Source organism: Aquimarina sp. Aq107 (genome assembly GCF_943733665.1).
GTDB lineage: Bacteria > Bacteroidota > Bacteroidia > Flavobacteriales > Flavobacteriaceae > Aquimarina.
Window position 1 is genome coordinate 2,188,012 of sequence record NZ_OX030782.1, and the last position, 16,373, is coordinate 2,204,384.

Below are 16,373 nucleotides of genomic sequence, written 5' to 3' on the forward strand. Positions count from 1 at the left end.
AAAGAGACTTAACAATTTATGTTAAGTCTCTTTTTTTATCAGTTATCTATTTGTTTTTATATGTTAAGGTTGTTTTTGCTTTAGATGTAGCGCAAAAGTCGCCGTAAAGCCAAAAGTAAAATTACCATCCTGTAAATTAAAATTATTAGGCGTTTGTGTTATAAATACATCTTCTACAGTACTCCAAGCATTAGTCATGTGAAATTGTAGCATTAAATCACTTAACTCCCAGTTTACTCCTAGCGCAAAGGCTCCATAAGTATCTGCAGATTTTATAGGATTCGCAACATAATAATACTCAGATACGATAGATACATGACCGCCTACTTTATATCTTCCTCCAATACCTATGGCAAAATGATTATTAGGATCTTCATCTGATATTGAAGAACTTCTATGAATAAAAGTTGGAGAAATCTGTGCAGAAAATTGAGGAGTAAATTTACGAGCAATTAATACTTGAGTAGTAAACGCTAAACGATCGCTAAAAGATGTATCCTCGAAACCACCATAAATTGGAGACCTACCTTCACTCTCACTTCTATAAGATGCATTTTGAAAAAGAGTTACACTAACAAATGATTTTTTAGATTTTTTACGCTGACGCAATAAATTATATTTCAAAAAACCATCATACACATCTTCTAAAGTGGTCCAACCGAATCCTGTACTCAGTCTATTAGAAATTCCATATTCTAGAGCAATTCTTGCACTCCATTTATCAGCTATAAAACTCTGCCCTTGATAATTAGGTATATTCCAATACCTATTCATAGCCATTACTTGCAAAACACCTTCTTTCCTATTCTCTATGGAATGGCCTATTGCAATTCTTGTAGATTTAAAAGTAGCTATTTCATACTGAGGGACATCTGGATATTCTTTTTCTAAAGTTTCTAATAAATCCTGAGCGTTTATAGAAATACCAAATCCAATTAGCATAACTATGAATAAAAGAAAAAACTTATTATTTCTCATATGGTTGATATTCAAATCTAAATTTAATTGATATTACTTCTGCGATATTGGGTCTAAGAATAGGTGGAATTTTAATTTCAAAATCCTTCACAACCACCTCAAAATCTCCTGTTATGACATGTTTTCCATCGATATTTTCAATACTCGTTTTAATCTCGACCTCTTTTTCTATATCGCGTATCGTAAGTGTTCCTTTTACAAACTTCGTCTGAACACCTTTTATCTCTGGATCATAATCCAATATTTCTCCTTTAAAAGTAGCTTTAGGGTACAAATCTGATTCAATATAACTTTCATTAAAATGTTCATGCATTAATGACTTTTTAAATACAAATGCATTCATAAGCATACTAATCGCTATTTCATTTTTTGAAAGGTCTATAATACTTAAAACCTGATTGTTTTTGGCCTCTATATTTTCTACAGAAGTGTATGAAAAAAATGAAACCTGTCCCTGCCGAGTTATAATCTGATCAGATTTAATATCAGAGGACCCCATATTAGTAACAAGAAAAAGTAGAGCAATAATTTTATTCATTGGTTTATTGGTTGATAAGCATACAATTTAATAAAATAACATCTTTCAGAAAGCCTTTGCAAACCCCTTTTAATTCTATTTTTTGACCTTTTTTCAGATTTTTTACCATCTTAAATTGATCAGACTGCATATCACATAATACACTAGAGTTTTTATTATCACCCTCTAAAACGATAGTATTTCTATCATTAAGAAAAGTAACTTCTTTTACAACTCCAACTACTTCCACAATTTTATCCTTATAAATTAAATTAGCATCATTTTCATCATTTATAAACGACGCCGTTAATTTTTGGGAATCCGTACTTATTTCTGTAGATGCATTATTGATATCAATATGTGATGTATTATAGTATTCAATATAAAAGTATGCCCCTGCTATTAATAGAAGACTAAGAAGAAATATCGTTATTTTATTTTTTCTGTTCATTAATTAAAAGCTGGTTTTCATTTATTTATTATTCGAGTTAATTACGATTGCAAATAAAGAGGAATTAATATACTCTTGAAAAAAAAACAATGATAAAGATGAAAAATATGTATTAAAAAGGAAAAAAAGAGATTGAAATGAATTATTATTGTTCGTTGTTTTAAACACTATAGTAAGAAAATATCTTATTTTCGTTTTTTTTAAAATTCTGAGCGTTTTGCAGCTTTTAATTATCTTAAGTAGATATTAATCAATGAGAAAAGATCGATTATATTTTTTGACTTTTATTTCTATATCAGTTATATTTCTAATTATCGCATCATTTGGCGTAAAATACTTTATTAAAGTAAGTGCTAATCAGCTCATCGAAATCCAGTTAGAATCCAGTAAAAGAGAAGCTAACGAGATTTCTAGATTATCACATTATCAAATATCGGGAGGTATTGATAAACAAGTTGTAATTAAAAACATCCAAAATACAATTGCAAATACACATAATGAAGCTTCTTTTATTTGTGTATTTGATTGGTCAGGAAAAGAAGTATGTCATCCGGACAGAACCAAAGTTGGTCAGAAAGTAAACTCTGATCAATCTCTTATTAAATCACTAAGTGAAGAAGATAGTTCTGATAAACTTTATGATCTATTAATTAATCAAAGAAAAGAAACTGACAGTGTACCTACTATTGATAGATTATCGGAAATTGTATATATAGCGCCAGTAAAAGATTCTGATCTTATTGTTGCAGCGCACGTTAATTTAAACAAGGTTAGTGGTCAAATTAGAAAACTGAAAACAAGTTTTTATACAATTTTTGCGTTAATGGGAGGATTAATTATTTTATCTTCTTTTATGGCTGTTCGAATAATAGGAAGTTATTATGAAAAACAATTAGAACAAAAAAATATAAACTTAGAAAGTGAATTACTCAATCTATCTAAATTAAACACTGATCTTATTGCTTATCAACAAAAAGTAGTTGAAAATACAGAGGAGGAATTATTAGACTCAAACATAGAGTCTAATACTGAAAATATAAAAGAATCAAGTAAAAAGAGAATTCTTACTTACATTAGAAATGAGTTGATTCCTGTTCCCATAAATAACATATCATACATTTATACGGAAAATACAATAACATATATTGTATGTTTTAACGGTAAAAAATCGACAAGTAATGATAGTTTAGATGACATGCTTATGAATCTGGATACCTCACTATTCTTTAGAGCAAATCGTCAATTTATAATAAGTATTACTGCTATTGCAAAAATTATCAAATACGGAAATAGTCAGCTTAAAATTTTGATAAAAGACGCAGATGTAGAAATAATTATTAGTAAGAATAAGGCTGCTGAATTTAGACAATGGTTAAATATCTAAAAAGATATTTTTTGACTATTAAATAAATTATTTCTTCTTTTTTCAATACTACTTCTCCACTACCTTTAATTTGTTATTTAAAGCATAAAATCCACTAATTTGAAATGTGATTTAGGTAGACAATAGGTAAACATAGTACCCTTCTAACATCATTTATTCAATATTTAGGATTTAGTTAAACTCCATTCATTATATAGGTTTAAATAAACTCACAGGAAAAAAAAGGGTTGAATATTTCAAGTCTTTTTTTTCCTTTTTAAGGCTACTTTTTCCTTCTCACATATATTTGTTTGATTCTACCTCCTTCATTGCCGGTTATTTGCATCATAAATCATAAATAATCTAAAAATGAAAAAATCAATTTTCTTATTATTCGCTTTCATATCATTATTAACAAGTTGTAGTAGTGATGACAATGATACTATTATCGAACCAGATCCAACTCCTGATGCTAACGCTGTGCGATTGGTTGCAGATCCTGAATTCGGAAATATCCTTACAGATGCTAACGGAATGTCTCTTTATTTCTTTTCTAGAGATACTAAAACACAATCAGAATGTAATAACGACTGTAAAACAGCTTGGCCAATATTTTATCAAGCAGATTTAACATTAGATGATGGTTTAAACGCTTCGGACTTTGGAGTAATTACAAGAACGGATGGGGATAAACAAAACACTTATAAAGGATGGCCTTTATATTATTTCTTTAATGATAATGTAGCTGGTGATACTAACGGAGATAAAGTGGGCAACAATTGGTATATCGCAAAACCTGATTATTCTTTAATGTATGCGGAAGCGCAATTAATTGGTAGAGATGATGCAGGAAATGATCTAAACTTTACTAGTGGCTATGAAACTGGTGATGAACTTACATTTTACTTGACTAGTAGCACTGGTAGAACAATCTATGCTTTTGTCAATGACACCAAGGATGATAATAATTATACACTACAGGATTTTTCTAATGATCCAATTTGGCCAATTTTTCATATCGACATCAACAACCTTCCAAGTATATTGGATGTTAATGACTTTGGTACTATCGATGTATTTGGTAGATCACAATTAACCTATAAAGGAAGACCTCTTTACTATTTCGGACAGGATATAGAAAGAGGAGACAACTACGGAGTTAGCGTTCCATCACCAGGTATATGGCCAGTAGTTAATACGGATACTACACCATTATAAAAATTTAAACTTGATATCGTCATATAAATATTTAAGTAGTTAGTTGGTTATAAGAGGAAGATAAGACTTCTTGCTTTCTTCCTCTTATTTTAAATTTTAAAAGAAAATGAATGACCTGTTAAAAATCAAAAACATACTAATAATTACAATAGGTATCACCTTTCTTTCTTGTGAAAGGAATGTAGAAGAAGAATCTGGTATTATTTCAGAAGAATTATGCGATCCAGCAATATCTTTTTCTACTGATATTAAATCAATTATTGATAATAACTGTATAAGTTGTCATGGAGGAAACCAAGCTCCAGATTTAAGAACTTATGAAAATATAAGCGCTAACTCAGAACGAGTTAGAACGCAAGTAGTAAATAGAACAATGCCATTAGGAGGTTCTTTAAGCAATGATCAGATAGAATTGATCCGTTGTTGGATAGAAAATGGAGCTCTAAATAATTAAATCTAATATTATGAATAGTAAAACAAGAAGCATACTTAGTATATCTATGCTACTACTGATTCTGACAGGGATATTTATTTATAATAATATATATAATAAATCTTTCGTCGATATATCAGAATCTAAACCTAATATATCGATAGAATCTAATGAATTGGTAGATAGCTTTTCTAACAATGAAAATGAAGCAAATGCTAAATACTTAGAACAAATTATTCAGGTTCAAGGTTCTATTACAGAAATAACTTCTGGAAAAAACGGAAATAGCATCATTACATTAGGTAATGATAATACTATAGGCAATGTAACCTGCTACATCTCTTCTGAAGAAAGCTTAAAAACAAACAATCTAAAAATAGGTCAGCATATCAATATTAAAGGCATCTGCACGGGATACTTAATGGATGTAGTATTGGTTAAATGTGTGATTATTGAATAAACCATAAACTTAAAAAGAAATGAAATCTCTATATATATTATTATTCACAATATTACTTTCCACTGTCTCCTTTGGACAAGGAAAATTTTTAACAAAACAAGGATATACTTCTTTCTTTTCTGCCACACCAATAGAAGATATAAAAGCAGAAAACAATCAGGTATTAAGTATTATAGACACATCAACAGGTACAATAGCAATATCTATTTTGATGAAATCATTTATGTTCGAAAAATCGTTGATGCAAGAACATTTTAATGAAAACTATGTAGAGTCTGACAAATACCCTAAGGCAATATTTAAAGGCCAAATTCTGGATTTTAATGCACTAACTAAAAATGAACAAACTGTATCAATTGTTGGTGATATTACTATCCATGGAGTAACAAAAAAAATTGAAACCAAAGGTATAATTAGCAAAAACAAAGAAAATATATTCTTAAAAGGAACCTTCCCAATAAAGGTGGCTGATTTCGAAATCGAAATACCATCCGTAGTAACTAATAATATAGCAGAAAGTATAAAAATAACATTTGAACTAGATCACAAACCTTATAAAAAATAATATGAAGAATTTTTTAATTGTTTTTGCACTTTGGGCATTGAGTTCTAATTCATATGCACAAGATCTACTAGACATTCTAGAAGATGAAACACCACAGACAAAAAGTTATACTACTTCTACTTTTAAAGGAACTAGAATATTAAATGGTCATTCTGTAGAGAACAGAAATAAAGGTACTTTAGAATTTGTTATATCACACCGTTTTGGACGAGTTAATCTTGGAATTGATGAATTATATGGATTAGATCAATCTAATATCCGTTTTGCTTTTGAATATGGATTGTCTGATAATATAATGTTAGGAGTAGGTCGAAGTAGTTTTGACAAAACATATGATGGCTTTATTAAATACAAATTCTTAAAGCAAAGTACTGGTGAAGGATCATTCCCATTTACAGCATCACTTTTCTCAAGCATTGCTTATAGAACATTAAAGGATTTTGACCCAGAAAATGAGCCTACTTTTAGTCAAAAATTATCATATGTTTCACAAATACTAATTGCCAGAAAATTTAGTCCTGCATTTTCATTACAAATTACCCCAACTTATATTCATAGAAATTCTGTGAAAATTAATGATGATCCACACGATATTTTTGCTGTCGGTATAGGTAGTAGATTAAAGCTGACTAAAAGAATATCTATAAACGGAGAATACTTTTATACTGCTAATCCGTTAGAGTCTATCGACGCAACAAACTCTTTAGCGTTTGGGGTAGATATAGAAACAGGAGGACACGTATTTCAAATAATTCTATCCAACTCTATTACTATGATAGAAAAAAGTTTCATCACAGAATCTACAGACAATTTCTTTGAAGGGGATATACATCTTGGGTTCAATATATCTAGAGCTTTTCAGGTAGGAAACAAGAAAAAACGAAAACTTAACAAAATGAAGAATTCCGGAATATAATATCAAATAAAACAAAATGTTTAGAAGAAATTTTAAAGTTAAAGGAGAGGATGTTGATGATTATATGGTAATGCAAAATTCTGCATACATTGCTTATACATCATCCGTATTACTTGCCTTCTTATTTGACAAAGGGTATACTGACAAAAAAAGAAACAAAACAAAACTTAATGTACAGGAATCTATAGAATCCCTAAGCCAAAGAAAACATTTAATGTTTATGCAAGATTTTTTTATAAACCTGGAACTTATTTGTATTGATAATGACAGTCAAAAATTAGCCATTAGAAATCGTTTTTTTAATGCTAATAATGAACTATGTGCAACTATTAATAGCTATTTATATTGGATTGATAGTGTACATCAAGAAATTATCACACCACCAAAAAAAATAATAAACCGATTATTTAATTAAACTATTGGGTTAACCGAAGCAAGGGGAAAAAAATTGCTATGAACATTAGTTAATATTGGATAATTGGTGGTTAGAAAGGCTGAGTTGATATCAACTCAGCTTTTTTTTAATAATTCTCGTTTATTGATTTTATTTAAAATAATACTTTAACAAAATAACCCCTGCAATCATAGAGACTACAGGGATTCAGATTCAAACACAAAATCTATCTATAAATACAAAAGCAACTAAATCTTCTGTTTCTATATCATTAGTTTTGGGGTAAAAAAATTTAAAATTTTTTCTCTGATTTTAAAGTATTTATATCAGTGATAAGCTGATTAATAGATGCTCTATTTAAACCATTATAAATACCTCTTATATGTTTCTTTTTATCTACCAAAACAAAATTTTCGGTATGAAGAAAATCCTCTTTCGTTTTTGTTTCTCCTAAATTCTCTTCAACGAAGTAGGAATTACGTCCTAGATCATAAATTACATCACGATCTCCAGTTACTAAATGCCACTTAGAATTCAGAACACCTTTTAGTTCTGCATACTCCTGTAATATCGGTATTGAATCTCTTTCTGGAGTTACAGAATGTGATAATAATAAAATATCTTCATCATTTTTAAATTCTTCTTGCAACAACAACATATTGGATGTCATTTTTGGACAGATTCCAGGACATGTTGTAAAGAAAAAATCAGTTATATAAATTTTATCATCGAAGGTTTTACTAGTCACAATCTCTCCCTCTTGATTCACTAAAGAAAAATCAGGAATTTTATGAAAATCATTAAGTTCTTTTGCATAAGGAGTTAGCCAATGCGGCGTAAAACTAGCATCCTGATAATATGGTAGTACTTCTACTCTACTCATATTTTCTTTTTGCTTACAACTGAAAAGCAAGCAACATAAAATAATACTATAACTTTTTAAACTGTACAATTTCATTTTCCAACTTATAACATAAATTAGCTCTTTTTAAGCCAAAAACACGTCCGTTTTTTGCTTCGTAGTTCACATATAGCTTTCCATTCTCTAACCAAGCCTGCTGCATTCCATTTTCTTTTCCATTAATCAAATTAGTTCGTTTAGACAGTTGACCATTTGTAAACCATTTTTTTTGAACTCCATTCCGAGTTCCTTTTATATAATTAGATTCTGAAGCTATATTACCATTTGGCCACCAAATTTTTACAACTCCATCAAGGTGGTTAGCTATATAAAATGATTCTTTTTGCAACAAACCATCAGAAAACCATTTTTGAGCTAACCCTTCTTTTTTACCTTCGTAATAACCTACTTTTTCTTCAAGCATTTTATTAGAATGAAACTTTACAGCATAACCAGAAAAAGGTTTTTGCTCATAGTACCATTTTCCTTCACTTGCATTTAAAATCAACAAGTCCTTAGGCACCAAAACATTATTGATTATTTTTTTATCCGTATCAACAATATGATTTTCCCCATCTGTTTTACAAGCCATAAAACAGATAGAAAAAAAACTACTTATAAAAAAACATTTAATTAACCGCATTGGGAGTTCCATTAAATGGTCCAGCAAAAACTATATAACTACCTGTATTAGAATATAATTCATTAATAACATGATAATGATACTCAGCTTCTTCTGAATGTTGTGTTATATGAGTATGACCTCCAGAAGCATCTAAATCCGTAGGATACGTACCTGTAGAATTACACTTTCTACCATAGATAAAAAATCCATCCGATATAATCCCGATCAAATTTTCATCATCATTAGACCATGCTCTTGGTTCTAAATGATAATGATATACTCCAGGTCCTATATGTCCTCCTGTATAATCCAAAGACCCTGCTGCCTGATCTAGCGCACCATTTCCTTCTTGATCATTAAAAAGTGCTGCCCCACTTACAGCTATCCCAATTGTTCCCAAAGATGTTGCTGTAGTGTTATTAGCTAATTGTGGATTTGCAGAAACTACTAAAGTAGCAGAAGCATCAAAATTAGGTATTATACTTGGCGTTGAGGCAACATCAGGTTCTTCAATATATAATGCATTACCTTCACCCCAATAAGATGTTGTATGATTGGGTCTTCCTGTAGTTTCAATAACTACATTAGATCCATCCAAATAAATATCTGTCTCATCTGTATCGAATTCTGTAAAAGCAGCGTGCAATTCTGCAACAGTACCATCATCATCCGTTGTAGATGTTCCATTATCATCACCACTACAAGCTATAAAAACGATGCAAACGGTACAAACTAACAATGCCAGTGGAATAATCTTTTTAGATATAAGTTTCGTATTCATCATATTCTTAGATTTAGTTAATTCTATATTAGTTTTATAATCTTATTGCTCTCTTCTTGGTGGTCCTTTTCTTTCAGGTTTAGGAGCTTTTTTCAATTCTTCTTTAGTAATAAACCCATCTTCATCTAAATCAATTTTTGCAAAATCTCTTTCTAAAGGTCCTTTAACTTCTTCCTTTGCTAATTTTCCATCTTCATTCTCATCCATCATTTTAAAAATCTCTTCAACACTAGGTCTTTCTTTTCCTTTCTTTTCTTCTTTTGATTGTGCATTTGATTTACACGAAAACAGTAATAAACAAAGTGTCATTAATAATCCTAGATTCAACAAGTTACTTTTCATTTTTTTTATGTTTATGTTTCTTGTATAGACTATAAATTTCGGTAAAAGTATAATGCAAATGAAGAGTTTTCTGTCGACCACATATAGTTTTAGGCGAATGTTCATTTCCATTCTGTGAACGAACTAAAAGATATAGCTCTTAATCATCTATTTTGAAACTCAACTATTATATTTTCATTTAATTTGTACTATGAATAATTATAAAAGGTTTCTTTTTCAAATAGTTTTATGGGGAATTATTTGGTTTTTTTTATCATTTGGACAAAATAATAACGAAAAGTTCCTTATCGAAAACTCCATTCTTTTTGCGTTCCAAATTGGACTTATTGGGTTATTAATTTTTTTTATTGCCAAACATTTTTTATTTAAAAAGAAATACTTGTTTTTCTTTTTAATTTCTTTAAGTATAATTTGTGTGTCGGCATTGTCATCATCTACGATATCTTCTAATTTATCCAGTAGAATACTCCCTCCTCGTAATAATCCTAGAATGGTTGATCCACCTTTTAAAAGACCTCCAAGAAGAATAAAACCTCCATCTATTTTAATGGTTCATTTTTCTAATTTGATGATTGCATATTTGATTGCTACGTTTATAGAAACTTTTTTGTTCGCACAAAAAAAGGAAGAAGAAATGATTAGAAGTAAAAACGAAAACCTTCAAACCGAACTAAAACTATTAAAATCACAAATCAACCCACATTTTCTATTCAACTCTCTCAACAATATTTATGCACTCTCTGTAATAGATTCTGATAAAACACAGCAAAGTATAAGTTACTTATCAGAAATGCTTAGATATGTTCTTTATGAATGTGACCGCCCCTATGTTTCTATACAAAAAGAAATAACTTATATTAAAAATTATATCAAATTATTTTCTTTAAAAAACAGTAAACCTTATGAAATTACAACAAAGTTTAATGTAGATGACAATACTGTTCCTATTGCTCCTATGCTTTTTATACCATTCATAGAAAATGCATTTAAACATAGTAATATTGAAAAACCAGGATCTTTTATAGAGATTCATATAACATCAGACACATCTAATATCAATTTTGAAATTGTTAATAGTATTCCTAAAGAAAAAATAATGAAAGATAAAATCGGAGGAATTGGGTTAGAAAATGTTAAAAAACGATTGGGTATATTGTATCAAGAAAAACACAAATTATTAATTACTAATGACAATAATATTTTTAAAGTAATACTAAATATAAAATTAGAAGATAATGCTTAGGTGTTTAATAATTGATGACGAAGAGCTGGCTAGAACACTCTTAAAAACCTATATAGATCGATTGGATTATATAGAAATAGTTGCTTCACTTGAAAATCCTCTCAAGGCAATAAATATTCTAAAAAGTGAGCCTATTGATGTCATATTTTTAGATATACAAATGCCCGAATTAAAAGGAACTGATTTAGCTAAAATAATCCCTTCTACAACTCAAATAATTTTCACAACTGCCTATTCTGAATATGCGTTAGAAGGGTTTGAATTAAATGCATTGGATTATTTGTTAAAACCAATCACCTTTGATCGATTTTTAGCCGCCATACAGAAAATAAAAAAAGATCCTAAAATAAATGAAAATGAGGTCGAAGGAAAAATTACGGTAAAATCCGGATATGATCTACATAAAATTAAATACAGCGATATACTATACATCGAGAGTGATAGTGAATATGTTATTTTTCATACCACATATAAAAAAATAATGAGTCATCAAACACTAAAATCTCTAGAAGAGACATTACCGGAACTATTTATGCGGGTGCATCGATCTTTTATTATTAATAAGAACTATGTTACTGCACTAAAAGGAAAAGATCTTTTTCTTACTGACATTAGGATACCGGTAAGTTCTAGTTACTATGAACTTGTTAAAAATCAGCTGTTTTGATCCTAAAATAATTCTGTGATTTTATCCTAAACATTCAGTATTGGCATTTATTTAACTCTAAACATATTTCATTTTTATTATTTTGTGATCAAGGATTTATTCATATATCACTCATCATGAAAACACTTATCACTCTAACTGTTACACTTATCTTATCATTTTTCTTTAGTCAAGCCCAGGCTAGTTCTACCTTAAAAAAGGATTTTATAACCGGCAATCCAGGTATTGTTTCAATACATAAGATGACTTTTGGGCCAGAAGGTATTTTATTTATTGGGGATAGTAATGCTGCACAAGTTGTAGCTATAGACTTTAGTGAACATCCTAAATTGGATAACTCGAAAGTGAAATTAGACAATCTAGATAAATTGGTTGCTGATATGATGGGAACCACTATTGATCAAGTTCAAATTACGGATATGGTGGTTAACCCAAATAACAATAATATTTATCTTTCTATTAATCATAGCTCTGGAATACCTATATTATTAAGAGTTGAGGACAATGTCCTAAAGCAAGTACCTCTTGATAATGTGTCTTATACTAAAACTACGTTATTAGATCCTATTTCTAAAGAAGCAGAAGACCGAAGAGGACGAAAATTAAGAAAATGGGCCGTTGCGGATATTAAATATATAGATGGAAAATTATTATTATCTGGACTAAGTAACAAAGAATTTGCCTCTACATTTAGAGCTATCGATTTTCCGTTTTCTGAGACACAAAATTATAGTTCTTTAGAAATTTACCACGCTGCACACGGTAAGTACGAAACACACGCACCTATTAAGACATTTATTCCAACAAAAATCAATGGAGAATTACAAGTTTTGGCTGGTTATACTTGTACTCCATTAGTTATTTTTCCTATGAATAAAATGAAATCAGGAGAACATCAAAAAGGAAGAACAGTGGCTGAACTTGGAAGTGGCAATTCTCCTATTGATATGATAGAAATTGAAAATGAAGGAAATCGATATTTATTAATTTCTAATAGTAACAGAGCATTAATGAAAATTGATTTTAAAGATTTAGAAGCATATCAAGGTGAGTTAACTAAACCTGTAGTGAAAAAAGGAGCAGCCGAAGGTGTAGATTATGTAAATCTTCCATATGTTAATGTACAACAGTTAGATAAAATGGGTAATAATGGTTTTGTAATTATCCAAAGAGAATCTAACGGAAATCTGGCTCTTAAAGCAGGTAATAGCTGGTGGGTAAAGTAATCTGTCCCATTGTTAACCTGAACTATTGACTTGTTATTGTGAAACGATATTATTTTGGAATTTTAGCATTAGTTGTTACTAACTTATTGTTAGGTCAAACATCTGAAAATTACATTTTTAATAAAAATGAAGTTATTATACCCAAGAATATATCGGTAGCTCAGGATGTATCTGTTTTTAAAGGAGAAATTCCTGAAAATAAAATAGCTGTTTCTACTAGGATTCTAGGAAAAATTCAGGAAAAGCAAAATACATTAAGCTTTATACCTGTAGTCCCTTTTGGGTGGAATCAAAAATATACCGTGGTATACAATCATACCATCAACTATTTTTCTTTACCAGTTCCTAAAGGTTACGAATCATTAAAAATACTAAAAGTGTATCCGAGTACTTCCAGAATACCCTCCAATATTTTAAAATGGTACGTTAAGTTTTCTAGACCAATTAATGAAAATAATATTTATAAATATATTCAATTTGTAGATGAGTCTGATAAACCAATAGATAGAACAATATTACCCCTACAAAACGCTTTAATCTCCAAAGATGGAACTTTATTGACCATTTGGATAGAACCAGGAAGACAAAAACGAAATCTAATTCCAAATAGACAGTTAGGGTCTGTGTTCATCCCTCAAAAAAAATATAGATTGGTGATTTCGGAAGAAATTAAAGATCATAACGGCGTAAATATGGTAAAAAACTTCTCTAAAGAGTTTACTACTACCGTTGCAGATAGAAATAAACCAAACATAAATAATTGGGAAATTAAAATTCCTAACATTCATTCTGTATCCAATCTACTAATAAATTGTGAAGAACCAATAGACTATGGCAGTAGTATTGGTAATATAAAAATACTAGATAGTGCAGGACAACTTATAGATGGTATCTGGGAGCTAAAGAAGGATGAAACAGTAGTTTCATTTATACCAAAAAGAAACTGGAAAAAAGGGAAATATACTATAATTTTTGGACCTAGTATAGAGGATTTAGCTGGTAATAATCTAGATCACTTATTTGATAATGAAATCCAAAAAACTTCAAAAAATAACCATCCATATAAAACCTATACACTAGAATTTGAATTAAAATAAAAAAAGACAGTAAAATACTGTCTTTTTTATAACTAAGTAGGAATTATGTTCTCAATAGTAGTTTTGAGACGAATTTAGGATTTTTAATTACCTGCAAGTAAGACAAACGAATTACCTGACACTGGCGACACATTATAACTTTTTACATTTTTAAGTGTCTTCATATATTTTTCTGCTTCTACAAAAGCACTTTCTAAAGGACTAACTGTCGATTTTTTATTCAACGTAATTGTTTTAGAAATTTGTTCCCCATTGGTATATTCTATTGTGATCTTCCATCTTTTTACAGAATGAAAATTTCTAGAGATTAAAGAATTATCTTCTTTAACACTCTTCTTCTCTTTTTTAGTTTTTTCCTTTTCGTTTACTGGTTCGGTTGTCGCATAACCTAGAGATACACAGAGTAAGGCAGTAATAAGTAAGAGTTTCATAGTAGATGATTTTTGGTTTTGACGAATATACATACATAATTTGATTAATCAAATTTTTTTTTAATAAAATTTTATTTGAATATTAAAAAAATACATGTATGTTTGAATTATGGTAAATAAGAATTTAAAAAAGCTCCTGAAAAAAAGTAAAGGAGCCAAAACGGTATACGGTATTTCTAAAACATTAGGAGTAAGTCCGCAAGCAGGAGATTATGTAGTAAAGCGTAAAAACTTGGCTAAAGATTTCGAAAGACTGCAAAAAATTGCAGATTATATGGAAGTAGATATAAAAGATATTATAGACGGAAAATATTAAACAACTACCCTACTTATTTGTTTGTATATAAATAATTTATGATACTTATATACTAATTATCACCTTATAAATCTTTCCAGAAAATCATTATTTAGTAGATAGTTAATTGGATAAATAGAAATTAAACTCAAACTTTATAACTATATTTCCAAAACAAACAACTTATACAACATACTATTTAATGAGACTGACCTTCATTATTTTTATTTCCTTTTTATTATATAATTCTTCTATTTCTCCTGAAACATATATCGGAAAATGGCAAATAGAAGGAGGTTCAATTATTGAAATTTACCGGAATAAAGATCTTTTTTTTGGTAAAATAAATAGACGCGCCGAGAATCCTATTTCTAATTTTAATGGCCTAGACAACAAAAATCCTGACCAAAAATTAAGACAACGTCCTTTATTAGGGATGGATATACTTAACAACTTAAGTTTTATAGACGGAGAACTAGATGGCGGAACAATTTATAATGCCGATAGCGGAAAAACATACTCAGTAAAAGTATGGATTGATTCGGATAACCAAGATAAATGTTACATAAGAGCCTACAAAGGTATTTTATTTAAAACTTTTGAAGCCATACGTGTAAAAAACTAATTAACTAGTTTTTTCTTACCATACGGTAAAAAAAATGGGTACAACTACATTGCACCCAATTAACTAATACCGCTATAAATTAACCTATTCATCTTCTAATAAAGTTATTTTATTCTTCAATCTACCTACTTGTTCACTTGTAAATTCTTTTCTTAGATAGGGTCTTATCTCACTCATAATATTTCCCTCTACGGGATAATGTAACAATCCTAAAGAATGACCAATTTCATGAGGTGTTGTTGATGTATACAGAAAATCATCAGTAACCAAAGCTCTCTGATCTTTTCCTATTCCTGCAATACCTATAGTATTTGATCTTTTAATTATATATATACTTACTCGATTATGATGGTATGAATCCTGAGTTTGTTGTAAGAACACACTACACTCTTGACCTCTGTTGTCTTTTAAATCATATAATTCATCATTAATTATTGTTCTAACATCTCCTTTCTGCAACTCAACACCATATCGATGAAAGAAACTTCCATTAAGAAATTTTATAAATTCCACTTCATTAAGATCATATTGCATAACTGAAGATCTTTGAGATGAAGGTAGTACATAGATTATATCTACTTTTAAAACTACATCAATATCTTCAGAAAAAACTTGTTCAATCTGATATGGTGTGTAGTCATCTTCTACTGTACAGGAAACAAACGCTAATAATAAAACTACTATTTTTAATAATTTCATGGCTATTTTTTTTAAGTTAAACATCTATCATTTAGATGAGATATATTTCCGAATAGAGATAGGTCGGGAACAGAATACTCATCACTGAGTTTTACTAAGCCATTTTATTTAAAAACAAATAAATTACACGAAGATGATTTTTAAGA

General features: G+C 29.4%; 22 protein-coding genes. 13 read left to right on the forward strand and 9 right to left on the reverse strand.

What is annotated here, in order from left to right:
- Positions 1-63: 63 nt before the first annotated feature.
- The 3 genes from NMK29_RS09175 to NMK29_RS09185 are packed head-to-tail and all read right to left on the reverse strand — an operon-like array spanning position 64 to position 1,946.
- Positions 64-978, reverse strand: coding sequence for a DUF5777 family beta-barrel protein (locus tag NMK29_RS09175; RefSeq protein ID WP_108804181.1), 915 nt, complete (start codon positions 976-978; stop codon positions 64-66).
- Entirely contained in the window at positions 968-1,516 is a 549-nt protein-coding gene (locus NMK29_RS09180) for a YceI family protein (protein ID WP_108804180.1), read from the reverse strand. The genes NMK29_RS09175 and NMK29_RS09180 overlap by 11 nt, the downstream gene beginning before the upstream one ends.
- A gap of 4 nt (positions 1,517-1,520) precedes the next feature.
- On the reverse strand, positions 1,521-1,946 hold the full coding sequence (locus tag NMK29_RS09185; protein ID WP_108804179.1) for a hypothetical protein: 426 nt from the start codon (positions 1,944-1,946) through the stop codon (positions 1,521-1,523).
- Between the two features lie 253 nt (positions 1,947-2,199).
- Here NMK29_RS09185 and NMK29_RS09190 point away from each other — a divergent pair, with 253 nt between their 5' ends.
- From NMK29_RS09190 to NMK29_RS09220, 7 genes are all read left to right on the forward strand, one after another.
- Positions 2,200-3,330 carry a LytTR family DNA-binding domain-containing protein gene (locus tag NMK29_RS09190; protein WP_108804178.1) on the forward strand — a complete coding sequence of 377 codons (1,131 nt, stop codon included), beginning with the start codon at positions 2,200-2,202 and terminating at the stop codon, positions 3,328-3,330.
- Between the two features lie 348 nt (positions 3,331-3,678).
- Entirely contained in the window at positions 3,679-4,527 is an 849-nt protein-coding gene (locus tag NMK29_RS09195; protein WP_108804177.1) for a hypothetical protein, read from the forward strand.
- 106 nt (positions 4,528-4,633) lie between these two features.
- Positions 4,634-4,981: a cytochrome c gene (locus NMK29_RS09200; protein ID WP_108804176.1), complete on the forward strand. Its 348-nt coding sequence runs from the start codon at positions 4,634-4,636 to the stop codon at positions 4,979-4,981.
- Between the two features lie 10 nt (positions 4,982-4,991).
- A complete protein-coding gene (locus NMK29_RS09205; RefSeq protein WP_108804175.1) occupies positions 4,992-5,420 on the forward strand; it encodes a hypothetical protein in 429 nt (142 codons plus the stop codon).
- 19 nt (positions 5,421-5,439) lie between these two features.
- Positions 5,440-5,985, forward strand: coding sequence for a YceI family protein (locus tag NMK29_RS09210; RefSeq protein ID WP_108804174.1), 546 nt, complete (start codon positions 5,440-5,442; stop codon positions 5,983-5,985).
- A 1-nt stretch (position 5,986) separates the two neighbouring features.
- Positions 5,987-6,901 (forward strand): DUF5777 family beta-barrel protein, encoded by a 915-nt coding sequence (locus tag NMK29_RS09215; protein ID WP_108804173.1) that lies wholly within the window; start codon positions 5,987-5,989, stop codon positions 6,899-6,901.
- Positions 6,902-6,917: 16 nt separating this feature from the next.
- Entirely contained in the window at positions 6,918-7,316 is a 399-nt protein-coding gene (locus NMK29_RS09220; protein ID WP_108804172.1) for a hypothetical protein, read from the forward strand.
- 271 nt (positions 7,317-7,587) lie between these two features.
- Here the strand turns inward: NMK29_RS09220 and NMK29_RS09225 are convergent, their stop codons facing one another.
- The 4 genes from NMK29_RS09225 to NMK29_RS09240 are packed head-to-tail and all read right to left on the reverse strand — an operon-like array spanning position 7,588 to position 9,944.
- Positions 7,588-8,178, reverse strand: coding sequence for an SCO family protein (locus NMK29_RS09225; RefSeq protein WP_234424292.1), 591 nt, complete (start codon positions 8,176-8,178; stop codon positions 7,588-7,590).
- A 46-nt stretch (positions 8,179-8,224) separates the two neighbouring features.
- On the reverse strand, positions 8,225-8,788 hold the full coding sequence (locus tag NMK29_RS09230) for a toxin-antitoxin system YwqK family antitoxin (protein WP_108804170.1): 564 nt from the start codon (positions 8,786-8,788) through the stop codon (positions 8,225-8,227).
- 37 nt (positions 8,789-8,825) lie between these two features.
- Positions 8,826-9,605 (reverse strand): YHYH protein, encoded by a 780-nt coding sequence (locus NMK29_RS09235; RefSeq protein ID WP_371924097.1) that lies wholly within the window; start codon positions 9,603-9,605, stop codon positions 8,826-8,828.
- Between the two features lie 39 nt (positions 9,606-9,644).
- Positions 9,645-9,944, reverse strand: a complete 300-nt coding sequence (locus tag NMK29_RS09240; RefSeq protein WP_108804168.1) for a hypothetical protein — start codon at positions 9,942-9,944, stop codon at positions 9,645-9,647.
- Between the two features lie 190 nt (positions 9,945-10,134).
- Here NMK29_RS09240 and NMK29_RS09245 point away from each other — a divergent pair, with 190 nt between their 5' ends.
- The 4 genes from NMK29_RS09245 (at position 10,135) to NMK29_RS09260 (ending at position 14,177) form a co-directional block, all read left to right on the forward strand.
- On the forward strand, positions 10,135-11,187 hold the full coding sequence (locus NMK29_RS09245) for a sensor histidine kinase (protein WP_108804167.1): 1,053 nt from the start codon (positions 10,135-10,137) through the stop codon (positions 11,185-11,187).
- Positions 11,180-11,854 carry a LytTR family DNA-binding domain-containing protein gene (locus NMK29_RS09250; protein ID WP_108804166.1) on the forward strand — a complete coding sequence of 225 codons (675 nt, stop codon included), beginning with the start codon at positions 11,180-11,182 and terminating at the stop codon, positions 11,852-11,854. The genes NMK29_RS09245 and NMK29_RS09250 overlap by 8 nt, the downstream gene beginning before the upstream one ends.
- Positions 11,855-11,970: 116 nt before the next feature.
- Complete coding sequence (locus NMK29_RS09255) at positions 11,971-13,080, forward strand: hypothetical protein (protein WP_108804165.1); 1,110 nt, start codon at positions 11,971-11,973, stop codon at positions 13,078-13,080.
- A 38-nt stretch (positions 13,081-13,118) separates the two neighbouring features.
- On the forward strand, positions 13,119-14,177 hold the full coding sequence (locus tag NMK29_RS09260; RefSeq protein ID WP_108804164.1) for an Ig-like domain-containing protein: 1,059 nt from the start codon (positions 13,119-13,121) through the stop codon (positions 14,175-14,177).
- Positions 14,178-14,260: 83 nt separating this feature from the next.
- Here the strand turns inward: NMK29_RS09260 and NMK29_RS09265 are convergent, their stop codons facing one another.
- Positions 14,261-14,608, reverse strand: a complete 348-nt coding sequence (locus tag NMK29_RS09265; RefSeq protein ID WP_159092275.1) for a hypothetical protein — start codon at positions 14,606-14,608, stop codon at positions 14,261-14,263.
- A 109-nt stretch (positions 14,609-14,717) separates the two neighbouring features.
- Between NMK29_RS09265 and NMK29_RS09270 the strand changes: the two genes are divergently transcribed.
- Both NMK29_RS09270 and NMK29_RS09275 read left to right on the forward strand, forming a co-directional pair.
- Positions 14,718-14,924, forward strand: a complete 207-nt coding sequence (locus NMK29_RS09270) for a hypothetical protein (RefSeq protein ID WP_108804162.1) — start codon at positions 14,718-14,720, stop codon at positions 14,922-14,924.
- A gap of 181 nt (positions 14,925-15,105) precedes the next feature.
- The gene (locus NMK29_RS09275; protein WP_108804161.1) at positions 15,106-15,528 is read left to right on the forward strand and encodes a DUF2147 domain-containing protein; all 423 of its coding nucleotides are present in this window, start codon (positions 15,106-15,108) and stop codon (positions 15,526-15,528) included.
- Positions 15,529-15,612: 84 nt separating this feature from the next.
- On the opposite strand, the gene NMK29_RS09280 is transcribed toward NMK29_RS09275, so the two are convergent.
- The gene (locus NMK29_RS09280) at positions 15,613-16,227 is read right to left on the reverse strand and encodes a M66 family metalloprotease (RefSeq protein WP_159092274.1); all 615 of its coding nucleotides are present in this window, start codon (positions 16,225-16,227) and stop codon (positions 15,613-15,615) included.
- Positions 16,228-16,373: the final 146 nt, after the last annotated feature.